Origin of the sequence: Leeuwenhoekiella sp. LLG6367-2.1 (genome assembly GCF_045055775.1) — a bacterium.
Classification (GTDB): Bacteria; Bacteroidota; Bacteroidia; order Flavobacteriales; family Flavobacteriaceae; genus Leeuwenhoekiella; species Leeuwenhoekiella aequorea.
Window position 1 is genome coordinate 1708281 of the sequence record NZ_CP159331.1, and the last position, 18048, is coordinate 1726328.

The 18048-nt window shown below is 37.3% G+C and carries 17 protein-coding genes and 1 riboswitch; of the genes, 11 read left to right on the forward strand and 6 right to left on the reverse strand.

All coding sequences use genetic code 11. From position 1 onward, the window contains the following. Positions 1-54 precede the first annotated feature (54 nt). Entirely contained in the window at positions 55-2136 is a 2082-nt protein-coding gene (metG, locus tag ABVM53_RS07815) for a methionine--tRNA ligase (protein WP_371455287.1), read from the reverse strand. 106 nt (positions 2137-2242) lie between these two features. On the opposite strand from metG, the gene ABVM53_RS07820 reads away from it, so the two are divergent. The 3 genes from ABVM53_RS07820 to ABVM53_RS07830 are packed head-to-tail and all read left to right on the forward strand — an operon-like array spanning position 2243 to position 4156. Further along, positions 2243-2872 carry a hypothetical protein gene (locus tag ABVM53_RS07820; protein WP_405330804.1) on the forward strand — a complete coding sequence of 210 codons (630 nt, stop codon included), beginning with the start codon at positions 2243-2245 and terminating at the stop codon, positions 2870-2872. Positions 2873-2878: 6 nt separating this feature from the next. Then, on the forward strand, positions 2879-3784 hold the full coding sequence (locus tag ABVM53_RS07825; RefSeq protein ID WP_405330805.1) for an LD-carboxypeptidase: 906 nt from the start codon (positions 2879-2881) through the stop codon (positions 3782-3784). Between the two features lie 15 nt (positions 3785-3799). Further along, positions 3800-4156: a YraN family protein gene (locus ABVM53_RS07830; protein ID WP_405330806.1), complete on the forward strand. Its 357-nt coding sequence runs from the start codon at positions 3800-3802 to the stop codon at positions 4154-4156. A gap of 52 nt (positions 4157-4208) precedes the next feature. Here ABVM53_RS07830 and ABVM53_RS07835 read toward each other — a convergent pair whose 3' ends face one another. Beyond that, on the reverse strand, positions 4209-5030 hold the full coding sequence (locus tag ABVM53_RS07835; RefSeq protein WP_405330807.1) for a helix-turn-helix domain-containing protein: 822 nt from the start codon (positions 5028-5030) through the stop codon (positions 4209-4211). 171 nt (positions 5031-5201) lie between these two features. Further along, positions 5202-8594: a transcription-repair coupling factor gene (gene mfd / locus ABVM53_RS07840; RefSeq protein ID WP_405330808.1), complete on the reverse strand. Its 3393-nt coding sequence runs from the start codon at positions 8592-8594 to the stop codon at positions 5202-5204. Positions 8595-8699: 105 nt separating this feature from the next. Between mfd and ABVM53_RS07845 the strand changes: the two genes are divergently transcribed. Both ABVM53_RS07845 and ABVM53_RS07850 read left to right on the forward strand, forming a co-directional pair. Further along, positions 8700-9110 carry a MauE/DoxX family redox-associated membrane protein gene (locus ABVM53_RS07845; protein WP_405330809.1) on the forward strand — a complete coding sequence of 137 codons (411 nt, stop codon included), beginning with the start codon at positions 8700-8702 and terminating at the stop codon, positions 9108-9110. A 22-nt stretch (positions 9111-9132) separates the two neighbouring features. After that, positions 9133-10488, forward strand: coding sequence for a dihydrolipoyl dehydrogenase family protein (locus tag ABVM53_RS07850; RefSeq protein WP_405330810.1), 1356 nt, complete (start codon positions 9133-9135; stop codon positions 10486-10488). Here the strand turns inward: ABVM53_RS07850 and ABVM53_RS07855 are convergent. From ABVM53_RS07855 to ABVM53_RS07865, 3 genes are all read right to left on the reverse strand, one after another. Further along, a complete protein-coding gene (locus ABVM53_RS07855) occupies positions 10478-11275 on the reverse strand; it encodes a tryptophan-rich sensory protein (protein ID WP_405330811.1) in 798 nt (265 codons plus the stop codon). The two genes, ABVM53_RS07850 and ABVM53_RS07855, sit on opposite strands and share 11 nt — an antisense overlap. Before the next feature lie 34 nt (positions 11276-11309). Then, entirely contained in the window at positions 11310-11945 is a 636-nt protein-coding gene (gene pdeM, locus ABVM53_RS07860; protein ID WP_405330812.1) for a ligase-associated DNA damage response endonuclease PdeM, read from the reverse strand. 100 nt (positions 11946-12045) lie between these two features. Beyond that, entirely contained in the window at positions 12046-12450 is a 405-nt protein-coding gene (locus ABVM53_RS07865; RefSeq protein WP_405330813.1) for a VOC family protein, read from the reverse strand. Positions 12451-12622: 172 nt separating this feature from the next. Further along, positions 12623-12720, forward strand: a riboswitch (TPP riboswitch). An 88-nt stretch (positions 12721-12808) separates the two neighbouring features. On the opposite strand from ABVM53_RS07865, the gene thiS reads away from it, so the two are divergent. From thiS to thiH, 6 genes are read left to right on the forward strand one after another with little or no spacing between them, the layout of a single operon-like run. Then, the gene (thiS, locus tag ABVM53_RS07870; RefSeq protein ID WP_405330814.1) at positions 12809-13012 is read left to right on the forward strand and encodes a sulfur carrier protein ThiS; all 204 of its coding nucleotides are present in this window, start codon (positions 12809-12811) and stop codon (positions 13010-13012) included. Positions 13013-13052: 40 nt separating this feature from the next. Next, entirely contained in the window at positions 13053-14909 is a 1857-nt protein-coding gene (thiC, locus tag ABVM53_RS07875) for a phosphomethylpyrimidine synthase ThiC (protein WP_405330815.1), read from the forward strand. Positions 14910-14919: 10 nt separating this feature from the next. After that, positions 14920-15519: a thiamine phosphate synthase gene (locus ABVM53_RS07880; protein ID WP_405330816.1), complete on the forward strand. Its 600-nt coding sequence runs from the start codon at positions 14920-14922 to the stop codon at positions 15517-15519. Then, positions 15500-16162 carry a thiamine phosphate synthase gene (locus tag ABVM53_RS07885; protein ID WP_405330817.1) on the forward strand — a complete coding sequence of 221 codons (663 nt, stop codon included), beginning with the start codon at positions 15500-15502 and terminating at the stop codon, positions 16160-16162. Before ABVM53_RS07880 ends, ABVM53_RS07885 begins: the two co-directional genes overlap by 20 nt. Before the next feature lie 11 nt (positions 16163-16173). Then, positions 16174-16944, forward strand: a complete 771-nt coding sequence (locus ABVM53_RS07890; RefSeq protein WP_405330818.1) for a thiazole synthase — start codon at positions 16174-16176, stop codon at positions 16942-16944. Beyond that, a complete protein-coding gene (gene thiH / locus ABVM53_RS07895; RefSeq protein ID WP_405330819.1) occupies positions 16937-18046 on the forward strand; it encodes a 2-iminoacetate synthase ThiH in 1110 nt (369 codons plus the stop codon). Before ABVM53_RS07890 ends, thiH begins: the two co-directional genes overlap by 8 nt. Positions 18047-18048: the final 2 nt, after the last annotated feature.

Sequence of the window (18048 nt, forward strand, 5' to 3'; positions counted from 1 at the left end):
ACAAGATCAAAATTAAGTTTAAAAAGATTTGTCCTGTCGAGCGCAGTCGAGACTTTAACTAATCACCCCACCATTTTTTACACCGGCAGTATCTGGGTTCATAAACACGAGTTTACCTTGTGCATCTTCAGTCATTAAAATCATTCCCTGGCTTTCTACACCACGCAATGCGCGAGGAGCGAGATTAACTAAAACAGTAACTTGCTTCCCTATAATTTCCTCGGGAGTGAAACTCTCTGCAATACCTGAAACAATAGTGCGTACATCAATACCAGTATCTACTTTTAAGACTAAAAGTTTCTTTGTTTTTGGCATTTTTTCCGCTTCGATAATTGTTCCCACACGCATATCTAATTTGGTAAAATCGTCAAATTCGATGGTTTCTTTTTGTGGTGTTACCGTTGCGTTTTCAGCTTGATTACTCATTTTGGTTGCTTCTAGTTTATCTAATTGTTTTTGAATTTGCTCATCTTCTATTTTGCTAAAAAGCAGAGCAGCTGCATCGATAGTATGACCTACAGGAAGTAAATCTATTTTTTCGCCTAAGCTTGACCAGCTCAATGGTTGAGGTAAGGTCATTAGCGGATCATTACTTTCCATATTCAGCATTTCTTTTAAAGTTTTTGCGGTATGGGGTAAAAAGGGTTCGCTTAAAACAGCTAGGCTTGCTGCGATTTGTAGTGCAACATACATCACAGTTTGTGTGCGTTCTGCATCTGTTTTTACCGTTTTCCACGGCTCAGCATCTGCGAGATATTTGTTTCCTAATCGCGCCACATTCATCAGTTCATTTTGCGCTTCGCGGAAGCGATAACGCTCAATCGAACTGGCAATAACTGCCGGATAAGCCTTCATTTCTGCTAACACACGCTCATCTTCTTCATTAAATTGTGCGGGCTGAGGTAATTTACCTTCGTAGTACTTATTTGTTAGTACAACCACACGGTTTATGAAATTACCAAAAATGGCTACTAGTTCATTATTATTGCGTGCTTGGAAATCTGCCCACGTAAAATCATTATCTTTTGTTTCTGGAGCATTTGCAGTTAATGTGTAACGCAAAACATCTTGCTGTCCCGGAAAATCTTGAAGATACTCATGTAACCAAACTGCCCAGTTTTTTGAAGTAGAGAGCTTATTGCCCTCGAGATTTAAAAATTCGTTTGCAGGTACATTGTCGGGTAAGATATAACTGCCTTCTGCTTTAAGCATTGCAGGGAATATAATGCAATGAAAAACGATATTATCTTTTCCTATAAAATGAACCAGTTTTGTGTCTTCATCTTTCCAGTAAGGTTCCCAATCTTTTCCTTCGCGGGCGGCCCACTCTTTTGTAGAGGAGATGTAGCCTATGGGAGCATCAAACCAAACATATAAAACTTTACCTTCTGCGCCCTCTACCGGAACTGGAATTCCCCAATCAAGATCACGAGTTACAGCACGTGGTCGCAAGCCATCATCAATCCAGGATTTGCATTGCCCGTATACATTAGACTTCCAATCTTTTTTATGATCCTCAAGAATCCACTGTTTTAAGAAGTCTTCATAACGTTCTAAAGGTAAAAACCAGTGTTTGGTTTCTTTCATAACAGGTTTTGCGCCAGATATAGTAGATTTTGGATTTATTAGATCTGTCGCATTAAGAGAAGAGCCACAGCTCTCACATTGATCACCATAAGCCTCTTCATTACCACACTTAGGGCAAGTACCTATTACAAAGCGATCTGCTAGGTATTGATTTGCTTCGGCGTCATATAACTGCTCTGTAACTTCTTCTATAAAGTCACCTTTTTGGTAAAGTTTTGTAAAGAATTCTGATGCAGTATTGTGATGTACTTCCGCAGAAGTACGGGAATAATTATCAAAAGAAATCCCAAAATCTTCAAATGAATCTTTGATGATTTTATTGTATTTATCAACAACTTCCTGAGGCGTAATCCCTTCCTTTTTGGCTTTGATACTTATTGCAACACCGTGCTCATCACTACCACATATAAAAGCTACATCTTTGTCAATACCTCGTAAGTAGCGTGTATAAATATCTGCCGGCACATACACGCCTGCTAAGTGTCCTATGTGTATAGGGCCGTTTGTATAAGGCAGTGCTGCGGTTATTGTATATCTTTTAGGAGTCATAATAAATATAAAATTTTCAGCGGCAAAGATACCATTTATGGGTTTAATCAAAACCTGTGATAGGAGCACATTTATTAAGTATGTATCTTAGTCGTTTATATCATTTATGAAGAAGCATATTTTTGTGTTTGTAGGGTTTATAATCTTTTTAGGTTGTAAAGAAAAGTTAGATTCTCAGGCCGCTTCCCCAACTGTTATTCAAGAAGAGACGGTGCAAGAAAATGTATATACAGTTGAAGAGATATACAGACTAGCTGAAGCCAAATCAATTGAAGATACATTCGCTGAAGAAGATCTTTTAGAAACAAAACAGTGGATCGAAGAGGGAAGTATGGAAGTAGTTACCTTGAAAGTCTATCCCAACACTCCCAAAGAGCTACTAATTAATTATACAGATATCAATAAATCTATTGTGCATAGCATTGAAGTATATGCTTACGACAGCCCTTGGAAATCTGAAACCGGAATTTACATGGGAATGCCTTTAAGTGAACTAGAAGCATTAAATAAGAAATCACTTCGTTTTTATGGCTATGAATGGGACTATGCAGGTGCAGTAGATTTTGAAAAAGGTGCTCTGGCGAGTGAGATTCTTTTTGTCTATTTAGGGACAGATGGTGATGTAGATATGCCAAAAGAATTTATAGGTAGTGATATTACTATAACTGCTGAGCAAGCAAAAAAGTACAATATTGACTTTAAAGTAACGGGACTTATGTATCGTCCTAAAAAATAAGATTTCATGTTAACTCCCCCATATTTAAAAAAAGGTGATCGAGTAGGTATCGTTTGTACAGCGCGCAAAGTAGATCTAGATGATCTGGAGAAAGGTATAATTTATTTAAAAAATATGGGACTGGTTCCTGTTTTAGGTAAAACAATAGGTGCTTCTGCAGACCAATATGGAGGAACAGACAGCGAGCGTGCTACAGATTTACAAGCTATGCTCGACAATGAAGATATTAAAGCAGTATGGTGCGCAAAAGGAGGGTACGGCACCGTTCGAATTGTTGACAATATCAATTTTTACAAATTTGTAAAATATCCCAAGTGGATTGTAGGGTATAGTGATGTCACAGTTTTGCATTCTCAAGTGCATATGTTAGGTTTTGAAACCATACACGCTATTATGCCGGTAGGCATATCTAGAAATACTAAAGAAGCTAAAGAAACACTTAGACGGGCTTGGTTTGGGAATTCATTAAATTATAGTATTAATTCTACGCGATATAACAGACCTGGTCAAGGAACGGGGGAACTGGTGGGTGGTAATATCTCAATATTATATTCTTTATGCGGTAGTACATCATCTATTGTAACAGATGGTAAAATTCTATTTATTGAAGACCTGGATGAGTATTTATATCACGTAGATAGAATGATGGTCAATCTAAAGCGTAATAATATGCTGTGTAATTTAAAAGGTCTTATCGTTGGTGGATTAACCAAAATGCACGATAATTCGGTGCCTTTTGGAAAATCGGCACGGGAGATTGTATTGGATGCGGTTAAAGAATATGATTTTCCGGTTTGTTTTAATTTTCCGGCGGGCCATCTCAAAGATAACAGAGCATTAATCTTCGGTAGAACAGTTACACTCGATGTTTCTGAAAGCCAAACACACCTATCGTTTCAACAAGAAAGTTAATACTATATAACTGCTATGAATCACAACGAACTAGGTAAATGGGGGGAGCAATTTGCAGCAGAATATTTAGAGAAAAATAATTATGAGATTATTGAGCGTAATTGGTTTTTCGCTAAAGCGGAAATTGATATTATCGCTAGAAAAGACAACGAACTAATTATCGTTGAAGTGAAGACCCGTAACTCAGACTTTTTTGGCGATCCGCAGGATTTTGTAACGCCATCTAAGATAAAATTGCTAGTTAAAGCTGCAAACGAATTTATTATATCTAATGATCTCGAAATGGAAGTGCGTTTTGATATAATCGCAATTCTCAAAAATAAAACACAGGAGCAGCTTGAACATTTTGAGAATGCTTTTTATCATTTTTAATTCAAAGAGGGAAAGCAATTCTAAAATTACATTCCTTCTTGTTATTAAATTTTTACTGAGAAATTTGCTTTCTTAAGGTATCAATCGTTTTTAAAATAATTGCAACAAACAACCCTTGCACAAGAATGCTTGCGGGTCCTGCCATAACTGTTAGAATGATGGTCAAGAACATACCGCCAAGCACTAGATTTATAATCCCGGTTACTTTAGGAAGTTGTCCCAAATGGTTGGTTTTTAAAAATGCAATTCCCATACAGATAAAAACAACACCAAAAAGCACGCTATAAATTACCGCAAATGCTTCAAAATTTATATACTTGAAATGTAAATCAAATACTGAATATAGGGCGATAAGCGTGTTAATTGCAATAGCAATTATTGCACTTGTCTTTAAAAAATTAGCTTTGAAGAGTTCGCCGATTAACACAAAAGCGCGCATATGTAATGCAAAAGCAATTGCAGAAAATATCGTGATAATTACGTAGGGTATCTCCCCAAAATAATACGAATTTGAAGTAAGATAGGTAGTCTCTTCTATAAGTTGGAAGACTAATAGAATCATACTTATTATTCCGGCTATCCAACCCAGATTAAGTTGTTTGAATAAAAAGGAAACATCTTTGTTTTCATCAATTTCAATGAGAAAGGCTTTTTTGACCTGTTTCTCAAAGTAGGTTTCCTGCAAATCATCTAAGTCTCTATCGAGTGCGGCTAAAATGGTTTTTATAGTGTACACTCGAGGTGTTACTTCACCGGCTTCAATTCGTTGAATAGTGCGTACAGAGATATTGCATTGCTCTACAAGTTCTTCTTGTGTAAATCCTTTTTGCTGACGTAATTCTAAAATTTTCAGCCCCAATTGTGGTTGTTTCATAAGTGACATAAGATTGCTCTTGTAGTTGATGCGCATCTAAAAATACAAGAATGTTAGACACTGCAATACTAAATACAAGAAGCTATTGGCTGCAATCTTTCGGCTTAAATTTCACCCGTCATTTACCCGACATTGTACTGTTTAAAGGGTTTAAGAATAATTTCACGAAGCTTATTCTGTTTCAGAAACTGTTTCTGATTTCTTCGGCATAAGAGGTTTTAATACATCTATTGCTTTGTCTACAGAAGAAATACCTTGCGCAGAAAGCAATAAACGTAAACCTTTACTTGTTTTCTTTTCTTTTAAAGTAACTCTGTTGGCGTGCGTTTGTACAAATTGAAGTACTCTGGAGAAAGCCGGACTCTGGTAAAATTTTGACTGCTGGTCTGCGATAAAGAATCCTATAAGTTTCTTATTTTTCATTACAACCTTCTCAAGGCCATAATGAGTTGCTACCCATTTAATGCGCACCGAATTAAGCAAGTCATCTGCTTGTTTAGGTAATTCCCCAAAACGGTCAATTAAGCGAGCTTCAAAAGCTGCAAGTTCTTCTTCAGTTTTTAGGCTATTTAATTCGGTATATAGATTTAAACGCTCTGTTATATTGTTGATATAATCATCAGGAAACATAAGGGAAAAATCGGAATCGATTACCGTATCCTTCACATATTCTTTATTAGAATCATCAACATCATCTTCTGCATATAAGTCTGCAAACTCATTTTCTTTAAGCTCTTCAATCGCTTCGTTAAGGATTTTTTGATAAGTATCAAATCCTATTTCATTCATAAAACCACTCTGCTCACCGCCTAATAAATCGCCCGCACCACGTATTTCGAGATCTTTCATCGCGATATTTATACCACTTCCAAGACTTGAAAATTGCTCTAATGCCGTCATACGCTTACGTGCATCATCTGTCATTGTAGAAAACGGCGGAGTAATAAAATAGCAAAACGCTTTCTTATTACTACGACCTACACGTCCTCGCATTTGATGCAAATCTGATAGCCCAAAATTATTAGCGTTATTAATGAAAATTGTGTTTGCATTAGGGACATCAAGACCACTTTCTACGATTGTTGTAGAGACTAATACATCAAACTCGCCATCCATAAACTTGAGCATTAGTTCCTCAAGTTTTTTACCATCCATTTGCCCATGACCTATACCTATTTTAGCATCTGGCACCAGGCGCTGTATCATACCCGCGACTTCTTTAATATTTTGCAGTCTGTTGTGTATAAAAAATACTTGTCCCCCGCGCTGTATTTCATAAGAAACAGCATCGCGTATGGTTTCTTCCTGTAAACGTATTATATGCGTTTCAATAGGGTAGCGGTTAGGAGGAGCAGTCGTTATTGTACTCATATCTCGAGCCGCCATTAAACTGAATTGTAGCGTACGCGGGATAGGAGTTGCCGTTAATGTTAATGTATCTACATTCTCCTTAATCGTCTTAAGTTTATCTTTTACAGCTACACCAAATTTTTGTTCCTCATCTACGATAAGTAATCCCAGATCTTTAAATTTCACGTTTTTACTCGTGAGTTGATGAGTACCTATAATAATATCTACCCTACCATTTGCAAGGCGTTCTAAAGTCTCGCGCTTTTCTTTTGCGGTACGAAAACGATTCAAATAATCTACAGTTACCGGTAAATCTTTGAGTCGTTCACTAAATGTTTTATGATGCTGAAATGCCAGAATAGTGGTGGGTACGAGTACCGCCACTTGTTTGCCATTATCTACAGCTTTAAATGCAGCCCTAATTGCAACTTCGGTTTTACCAAATCCTACATCGCCACAAACAAGCCGATCCATAGGGCGAGCACTTTCCATATCTGCTTTTACAGCTTCTGTAGCACTGCTTTGATCTGGCGTGTCTTCATATATAAAACTCGCTTCGAGTTCGTTTTGCAAATACGTATCAGGCCCAAATGCAAAACCTTTTTCCAGACGGCGCTTAGCATATAACTTGATCAGGTTAAAGGCAATTTCCTTAACTCTGGTTTTTGTCTTTTGCTTTAATTTCTTCCAGGCAGCACTTCCCAGTTTGTAAATGGTGGGCGGTTTACCATCTTTACCATTGTATTTTGTAACCTTATGCAGCGAGTGAATGCTTAAATAAAGTACATCGCGCTCGCCATAGATAAGCTTAATAGCTTCCTGCTTTTTGCCTTCAACCTCAATTTTTTGAAGTCCGCCAAACTTTCCTATTCCGTGATCAATATGAGTAATGTAATCACCCACCTGTAAGCTGGTTAGGTCTTTAAGGGTAATGGCTTGTTTTTTTGCATAACCATCCTTGAGCTTAAATTTATGATACCGCTCAAATATCTGATGATCTGTGTAACAGACTATTTTAAAATCTTCATCGATAAAACCGCGATAGAGTGGGAGGATTATAGTCTCATATTGTTTTACATCAGACTGTGCATCCTCAAAAATATCTTTAAACCGTTTTGCCTGCTGCTCACTGGCACAACAAATGTAGTTTGTATAACCTGCCTCTTCATTCTCATTAAGATTTTCAATAAGTAGATTGAATTGCTTGTTAAAAGCAGGCTGAGGAAATTGATTAAAACCTATCTGAATATTGGATTCTTTGCCCGGTAAATCTGAGCTTAATTTTACAAGGGTAAAATCTAATAGCTGTCTTTTAATTGTTTGTGAATCACAAAACAGAGCTTCCGGGGCAGTACGTTTTACTTCACTGTCAAGATTGTTATATGCTTCCTGCGCTTTTTCAAAATTAGTGTCTATACGAGCGGCAAGTTGCTCAATATCCTGAGTGAAAACTACAGTGTCTGTAGCAATATATTTAAAGAAACTGTCGCGAGATTCTTGCAATGCCTTATTTTCCACATTAGGCATCAAGCTTATTTTCTCAATCTTTTTTACTGAAAGTTGAGTCTCTACATCAAAGGTACGTATGCTATCAACTTCATCACCAAAAAACTCTATGCGATATGGCTCATCGTGAGAGAATGAAAACACATCTATAATCCCACCACGTACAGAAAACTCTCCGGGTTCGGTAACAAAATCAACGCGTCTAAACTTGTATTCAAAAAGCATTTCATTAACAAAATCGAGTGATAGTTTATCATTCAATTTTACTTTTAATGTGCTTTTATCTAATTCTTTTCGGGTAACAACCTTTTCAAACAGCGCATCGGGATAGGTAACGATTAACGCAGGTTTTTTTCTGCTATTTATTCTATTGAGAACTTCTGCTCTTAGCAGTACGTTTGCATTATCGGTCTCTTCAATTTGATAGGGTCTGCGGTAACTTCCCGGATAAAAAAGAACATTAGTCTCTTTAACTAATTGTTCTAAATCATTTAAAATATAGGCCGCTTCTTCTTTATCATTAAGAATGACAAGGAAAGGTTTTTCTGCTTTTTTGAAGCTTTCTGCCAGTAAAATAGACAGCGATGAACCTATAAGTCCGCTAATTGAGATTCGTGATGATTTATCGGCACTATTAGAAATAGCGTCGTGCAGTTTTTGCATTTGCAAAGACTGTGAAAATGGCTGCGTGATCTTGGTTTTACCCATAAGCGAGCAAAGATAGTATCTTCTTGTTTTTTATCATAAATCCTATAAACGATTTATCATTTTTGTAACACAAAACGGTAAGAGCCTTTACTACATTTGATAAAAATGAAAAACCTAACTAATCAGCAACTGGCTTTTTTTCTGGCTCGCATTACGATTGGCATTAATTTTCTAATGCATGGCATTATAAGATTACCCAAACTTTCTGCGTTTGCAACTGGACTTACACAAGGCTTTTCAGAAACATATTTGCCAGAATTTCTAATACTTCCTTTTGCTTACGTTTTACCATTTATTGAGCTAATTCTGGGAATTTTGCTTTTAGCAGGATTAAAGACCCGTTTTGCACTTGCAGCTTCTTCAGTTCTTATTGCAATTTTAATTTTTGGTTCTGCATTTAAAGAAGATTGGGCAGGAGTAGGTACACAAATGATTTACACAATCTTTTTCTTCTTACTTATTTCTAAGTTAGAGCATAATGCTTGCGCTGTAGATAGTAAGGTTAAACGAATTTAAACTAATTCACAATTACACTAGAATGGCAATAGAGCACTTTGATATATTTATTATAGGTACCGGAAATGCAGGTAAGCACGTTGCTTATGATGCAGTAGAAGCAGGAAAAAAAGTAGCAATAGTAGATAACAGAGAGTATGGGGGTACGTGTGCCAATAGAGGGTGCGATCCTAAGAAGGTTTTAGTGGGGATTACCGAAGTTTTAGAACGCAGCAGAGACCTTAGCGGTAAGGGAATAAATGATTTGCCTACGGTAAACTGGGCAGATTTAATGAAGTTTAAAAATACATTTACAGGTGCCGTGCCTTTTACCACAGAGCGCAAGCTAGATAAATTAGGAATTAAAATGTATCATCAATCCCCAAAGTTTATTGATGAGCACACGCTATCTGTAGAGGGGAAGACAGTAACCGCAGATAAAATAGTTATAGCAACAGGAAATATTCCTTTGGAGTTAAAAATTCCGGGACGAGAACACATTCTTATTAGTGATGATTTTCTTGAATTAAAAGAGCTTCCTGAAAGTATGTTGTTTATAGGTGCAGGATATATAGGAATGGAGTTTGCACATATTGCTGCTCGCTGCGGAGTTAACGTGACGATGGTAGACATAAACGACCGAATTCTTTCAAATTTTGATGAAAATTTATCTAAATATCTACAAGAAAATTCTGAGCAGATAGGGATTAATTTTGTTTTTAATGCGAGAGCAACTTCCGTAGAAAAGCTTCGTAAAAATTACAGAGTAACGGTAAATCAAGATGGAGAAACGAAAGAACTTAAAGCAGAAATGGTATTTAATACCGCTGGCAGAGTTCCGTCTATTGATGATCTTGAACTAGAAAAGGGTAATGTAGCTTTTACCAAAAAAGGGATCACGGTTAATGAATATATGCAAAGCACAACAAACCCCAATGTGTATGCTTGTGGAGATGTTGCTGCCAGCAATTCATTGCCACTAACGCCTACTGCACATCAAGAAGCCAGAGTGGTTTCAAAAAACTTATTGAAAGGTGAAAACTACCTAAAGTTAGACCTTCCGCCTACACCATCTGTTGTGTTTACGCAACCGCAACTAGCTACTGTGGGTTATAATGAAAAAGAAGCCAGAGAGCAGGGTTACGAGATTGTTGTAAAAGAAGAGAATGTACCAGACTGGTATAATTCTAAACGTATGAACCAGAATTGTTATGCCTTTAAAACTATTGTAGATAAGAAGACAGGCTATATTCTAGGAGCCCATCTCTTAAGTTGGGATGCGGCAGAAACTATAAATATGTTTGTTATGGCAATGTGTGGAAACCTGGACGTAAATACCTTAAAAGGAATGATTTTCACCTATCCCAGCTGGTCGTACGATATAAAATCTATGATCTAAAACGCTCTTTACATTTTTCAACCGGACTCGTATCTTTATTTTTAAAAGCGTGTAAACCGGCAGATATAACCAGTAAAACACAGCCTAAAAGTGCAAAATATGCAACGCTTTCCAGGCTGTTTTGATGTCTGATAAAAATGGCAAATAGTGCCCAAGCACCTACAAGAGCAAATTCGCGCATATTTCTCAAATTTATCATGAGTAGGTTTATATATACCGCAGCCGTTATCATGACCATGGTTGCTATTATTTGTACTAATTCGCTACCTGCTAATTCAAGCTTAACTAAAAATGCAGCAACATTAGCAATAGTTGCAACCGCAATCCATCCACTGTAAAAACAAATAGGCCACCACACAAAAGCAATTATTTCTATGGGGGCATCCCAGCGTTCCATATTAGTTTTAAAAACAATTTTTATAAGACTTACTAAAATCCCCAGCATGATAATTACAGATAATCCTACATAATCATACATAAATGTTATTACCCATAGTGTATTAAGCACATTTGCAATAGCAAACCAATATCCCGTTTGCTCAATATGTGGAGTCTCTTTTTTACTGAAAAATGCGCGTTTAATTCCAAATACAGCATAGGCAAATAAACCTAAGAATATCATTCCCCAAATTGAAAATGCGTAACCGGCAGGAGTAAATAAATTATCGTAATTACTACTCATTTCTCCTATTGTTGTATCATTCCAGCGTTGTGCCTGAGATAATCCGTTTACTGCAATAACCAGTAAAACAGAAAGGAGATTAAGGATTGCAAGTTTCTTTTTCATAATAAATGGGAGCTAAGCGTATCGATAAATTAGATTAACACACTTGTATAACTTCGTTTTTTGTAACTGCATAAACCTGATCGCCAGATTTTGGTTCCAGGTAATAATTACCTGTAAATGTACCGAAAGCTGGTAATATCAATTGATTTTCAGTCTTAAAGAAACATGAAAGTTTTAATACTTGTCTGCCTATTCCACCCAGCCGAATGCCAGGATGTATGTGTCCACAAAAATTAAAAAAACCGCTTGTTTCTTCTGGGTGATGTGTAAGTAGAAAACCACCACTTCTAATTTCAGAATAAATAGGAATTTTTAATCGCTCGTATTTTACAGGCGTGATAATGTCATGATTTCCCGCTACCAGAATAATTTTTTCGTGTCGCGATTGCACCCATTTTTCAAATAAATTCCATTCGGCATTGAGGCTACTGTGAAACAGGTCTCCCAGAAAACAAATAGCTTCTGTATTAAATGAATCTGCAATACGACTTAATTGTTCAAAATTTTCAGAAACTGCTTTAAAGGGAACGGCGCTCCCGTGTTTTCTAAAATGGGATATTTTACCCAGATGTACATCTGCAATAAGTAACATTGATTTTTCTTCCCAAAAAATGCCTCCGGCAGGATGTAAAATAAACGTATTGTTTAGAATAGAAATGGTCTGATTCATAGCACTACAAATTTCAGTCATTTTGACCACTTCATAAACTCAGGCGCACAAAAAAAGCCGAAGCAAGACTTCGACTTTTTAAATTAAGTATTATTACTAACTACATATCGTAGTTAAGCATCCAGTTTACACCATATTTATCTCGTACACGTGCATAATATGCATTCCAGCTGGTTTCTTGCGGTTTTGCAAGACTTTGTCCTTCGGCCTCTAATTTTTTAAATAGTTCATCTACTTCCTCTTTACTTTCAAGATCTGCGCCTAGTTGAACTTGATTACCGTGTTGCAATGGTGTATCTGGTGATGCATCATATGCCATTAAGTGTATTCCTTTTCCTTTTAATTCTGCGTGCTGTAATTTATCTCTGTAGTTACCCGGGATATCGATATCTTTTCCTTCATACGTTTCCTTATTTACAATATCTCCGCCAAAACAGTTTTTATAAAAATTTAAAGCCTCTTGACATTCTCCTCTAAACGTTAAATATGGTTTTACAGTCTTCATAATTTTGATTTTTTAGTTATTCTAAAAATACAAATCAACGGCGGTAAACACTGTCCTTGTGGTGTTATATTGTTCTTAATCAAAGGCTAATTAATGTTAAGTCTATTTTTTGTTAGCTCAAAATTAGGAGCTTAAAATGAGTAGTATTTGATATTTATTTTTAGATTTACGTTGTAAACTTTAGGGGCGCTGATAGCAATATCGGCTGAGATAGTACCCTTTGAACCTGATCTGGTTAATACCAGCGAAGGGAAAAGTGAAAACGCATCTATGCAATTGATTCTTTTAAGACTCAAGTAGTAGATGCAGTTACTTTCCGGCATTTGCCTCCTTTTGTTTACAGTAAAATTTATCATCTATGATCACTGTAAACGTTAATAATCATTCCTATTCTTTTTCTGAAGAAATTTTACTGTCAGAACTTTTGCACCAACTTAACTTTTCAAAAAAAGGTATTGCTGTGGCTGTAAATAATGCCATAGTTTCAAAAGAGCGATGGGAGGATTTTAAAGTAAGCGATGAGGCTTTTATTCTTATTATCAAAGCAACTCAAGGTGGTTAATTTTTTGATTTAGCAGCTATAAATTTAAAAACTACCCAATATGAAGACCGAAAAAATCCCTCAGCAACAAACCATTAGTCGCTCGCCTTTTCCAAATTCAGAAAAAATATATGTGAGTGGTACGCTTTATCCCGATATCAAAGTGCCAATGCGCAAAATCAACTTGGCCGATACTGTAGATAAGTTTAATGGAAAAGTAGAGAAAAATGAGCCTGTGCTGGTCTACGATACGAGCGGGCCTTTTACAGATGCCAAAATATCGATTGATGTAAAAAAAGGACTACATCCAGTACGTAAACAATGGATTATAGACCGAAAAGATACCATTCAGTTAGAAGGTCTTTCTTCTGCTTATGGTCGCAAGCAGGAACAAAATGCGGCACTTGATCACTTGCGATTTGTACGTAATACAAATCCGTTAAAGGCTGAAGCAGGTAAGAATGTTACCCAAATGCATTATGCCCGTCTGGGAATAATTACTCCAGAAATGGAATACATTGCAATTCGTGAAAATCAAAAGCTCGCTGATATTCAATCCATTTCTCAGCAGCATCCCGGAAATAGCTACGGGGCAAGTATTCCTAAAGTGATCACTCCAGAATTTGTGCGTGATGAGGTGGCTCGGGGAAGAGCAATTATCCCGGCAAATATTAATCACCCAGAAGCAGAGCCAATGATAATTGGGCGCAATTTTTTAGTAAAAATTAATGCTAACATTGGTAATTCTGCAGTGAGTTCTTCAATAGAAGAAGAGGTGGAGAAAGCGGTATGGGCTTGCCGCTGGGGAGCAGATACCATAATGGATCTTTCCACAGGTAAAAATATTCACGAAACTCGAGAATGGATTTTACGTAATTCTCCGGTGCCCATAGGTACAGTTCCTATTTATCAAGCCTTAGAGAAAGTAAATGGTAAAGCCGAAGATTTGACCTGGGAAATTTTTAGAGATACGCTTATCGAGCAAGCTGAGCAAGGAGTAGATTATTTTACTATTCACGCCGGTGTACGTCTTAAATATGTGCCTCATACAGCAAAACGCCTTACCGGAATTGTATCTAGAGGAGGGTCGATTATGGCAAAATGGTGTCTGGCGCATCATAAAGAGAGTTTTCTATATGAGCATTTTGAGGATATCTGTGAGATCATGAAAGCTTACGATGTTTCTTTCTCTCTAGGAGATGGTTTGCGCCCGGGTTCCATAGCAGATGCAAACGATTATGCTCAGTTTGCCGAGTTAGAAACTTTAGGCAAACTCACAAAAATTGCATGGAAACACGATGTGCAGTGTATTATTGAAGGTCCCGGGCACATCCCAATGCATATGATAAAAGAAAATATGGATAAACAGCTTGAAGTTTGTGGAGAAGCTCCGTTTTATACCTTAGGCCCCTTGACTACAGATATTGCGCCAGGGTATGACCATATTACGAGTGGTATAGGTGCTGCAATGATAGGCTGGTATGGATGTGCGATGTTATGCTATGTTACGCCAAAAGAGCACCTGGGGTTACCCAATAAAGAAGATGTGAAAGCAGGCGTGATTACCTATAAAATTGCAGCGCACGCGGCAGATTTGGCAAAAGGGCATCCGGGAGCACAGCACAGAGACGATGCGATGAGCAAAGCCCGTTTTGAATTTAGATGGGAAGATCAGTTTAATCTGGCGCTTGATCCAGATACGGCTCGTGAATATCACGACGAAACATTGCCATCTGATAATGCTAAAGTTGCACACTTTTGCTCCATGTGCGGACCTAACTTTTGCTCTATGAAAATTAGTCAGGATGTGCGCAATTACGCCAAAGAAAATGGAATGGAAACCGAAGAGGCTCTCGAACAGGGAATGAAAGCAAAATCTGAGGAGTTTAAAAAACACGGAAGCGAAGTGTACCTATAAACCGGTTAAGATGCTAATTGTTATTACTTCCGAAGCGTTTTTATCTGCTGAAATAACTCAAATCAAACAAATGATTGATTTGGGTTTAAAATGTGTTCACGTGCGTAAGCCACAGGCAACATTAGAAGAGTTGAGAAACTGGCTTCAAAATTTTGAACCCCGTTTTTTAGCAACAATGATGCTTCATCAACATCATGTTCTTGGTGAAGAATTAGGTTGCAAGGGTGTTCATTTTAAAGAGTATGAGCGTAATACACAGGATAAAACTTTTAAAAAGAAGCTAAAGAACTGTAGAAGCAACGGTTATCAAGTGAGTACATCATTTCACAAGCTAGACGATCTTAAATCCAACGCTGTATTTTTTGATTATGCGTTTTTAAGTCCGGTTTTTACTTCGATTTCAAAAGTAGGTTATGAAGGGATACAATTTGATGTACAGGATATACCAGAAAATTGTATCGCTCTAGGCGGAATTACTTCTGAAAAAATAGAAGAAGCATACCCGCTGGGATTTTGCGGAGTCGCTGTTCTGGGAGCTATCTGGCTTTCTAAAAATCCAGTAAACGAATTTATTAAAATCAAAAATCAATATGAGTATATCTACAACTAGCGCTACACTTAAAAAGGAGATTTCCTCTTTACACTATATATCTCAGGGAGTAGGTGGTGATGCACATTTAGAACATATTGAGCGGGTATTAAATGCCGGTTGTAATTGGGTGCAGCTGCGTATGAAAAACACACCTTATGAAGAAGTACTTGAGACCGCTTATAAAGCAAAAATAAGGTGTGATGAGTACAATGCGCAACTCATTATCAATGACAATGTAAGTATTGTTCAAGAAGTAGGTGCAGCCGGTGTTCACTTAGGTCAACACGATATGTCTACCGCAGAAGCACGTAAGATTTTAGGAGAATCTAAAATTATTGGTGCTACTGCAAATACACTAGAGCAATGTGTAGATCACCTAAAAAACGGTGTTGATTATATAGGTGTAGGACCCTTACGGTTTACTTCAACTAAAGAAAAATTGAGTCCATTACTAGGTTTTGCCGGTTATTCTAATCTGCTTCAGAGCTATAAACAGAATCAACATACAGTTCCATTAATTGCTATTGGAGGTATAACATCAAGTGATTTTGAAAAATTAAAATACTGCGGAGTAGATGGCATTGCAGTTTCAGGATTATTAGCCCAACCCAATCCTGAAGAAATAATTAAACAAGTATTTAGCCTTTGGCAAACTCATTAAATATTAAAACAATGGAAAAATTAACCATAGCAGATAAAACTTTTTCTTCGAGACTTTTTACTGGAACCGGAAAATTTAGCAGTTCGCAGTTGATGCGCAATGCGATTTTAGCCTCAGAAAGTGAACTTGTAACCGTTGCATTAAAACGAGTTGAGGTAGGTAAAGCAGATGATGATATGATAAGTGGTCTCGCCCATGAATCCCTGCATCTCCTTCCTAACACATCTGGAGTGCGTACCGCTAAAGAGGCAGTTTTTGCGGCCCAAATGGCTCGTGAAGCTTTAGAGACTAATTGGGTTAAAGTGGAGATTCATCCAGACCCTAAATACTTGTTACCCGATGCAATTGAAACTTTAAAAGCTTGTGAAGAGCTTGTAAAGTTAGGCTTTGTTGTTATGCCTTATATACATGCAGATCCTGTGTTGTGCAAGCGTCTTGAAGAGGTAGGCGCTCAATGTGTAATGCCGCTGGGATCTCCTATAGGCAGCAACAACGGACTCAAAACACGAGATTTTCTTGAGATAATCATTGCGCAAAGTAATGTTCCGGTAATTGTAGATGCCGGTATCGGCAGGCCATCACACGCAGCAGATGCAATGGAGTTGGGTGCCGATGCGGTTTTAGTAAATACAGCTATTGCTGTTTCACCAGATCCAGTAACTATTGCAAAAGCTTTTAAACTTGCCGTTGAAGCAGGAAGGATGGCTTACACTGCACGATTTGCCCCACAATCTACAAATGCTCAAGCCAGTAGCCCACTAACACAATTTTTGTATGACTAACTTTAAAGAGCACTTAAATACCTATTCCTGGGAAGTCGTTTTAGATTCTATTTTTTCTAAAACGGAACGGGATGTTCAACAGGCTCTAGCCAGCGTCAAACCCAATCTAGAGGATTTTAAAGCTTTGATTTCACCAGCAGCAAAGCCCTACCTAGAACAAATGGCAACGAGAAGCAAAATGATTACCCAAAAACGATTTGGCAATACGATGCAAATGTATGCGCCACTGTATTTGAGTAATGAATGTCAAAATATTTGTACCTATTGCGGCTTTAGTCTTACTAATAAAATACCTAGAAAGACTTTAAGTGATGCCGAAATTTTAAAAGAGGCACAGTTTTTAAAAAATAAAGGGTTTCAGCATATTTTACTCGTTACAGGAGAAGCTAATAAAACTGTGGGAGTAGATTATATTGCTAATGCAATACGTTTATTAAAACCGCATTTTGCAAATATTTCTATGGAAATACAACCCTTAGATCAAGATGAGTATGAGCAATTAATCAAAGCGGGTTTGTATGCAACCTTAGTATATCAAGAAACGTATCACGAGGCAACCTATAAAACACATCATCCTAAAGGCAAAAAATCAAATTTTGATTATCGCTTAGAAACTCCCGATAGATTAGGAAAAGCCGGAATTCATAAAATAGGACTTGGAGCATTATTCGGGCTTGAAGATTGGCGTGCAGACAGCTTTTTTACAGCGCTACATCTCAAATATTTGCAGAAAACATATTGGAAAACTAAGTATTCAATTTCCTTTCCACGATTAAGACCTTTTAGCGGAGGGCTCGAACCAAATGTAGAAATGACAGATTCAGATTTACTTCAGCTTATATGTGCCTATCGCATTCTAGACGAAGATGTAGAGTTGTCAATATCCACACGAGAGCAGGAGAAGTTTAGAGATCATATTGTGCATTTGGGAATTACATCGATGAGTGCGGAGTCAAAAACAAATCCAGGCGGTTATGTTGTAGAACCACAATCACTAGAGCAGTTTGAGATTTCAGATGAGCGTAGTACAGAAACCATTGCTCAATTATTGCGCGATAGCGGCATAGAGCCAGTATGGAAAGATTGGGATCAAAACTGGTAAGA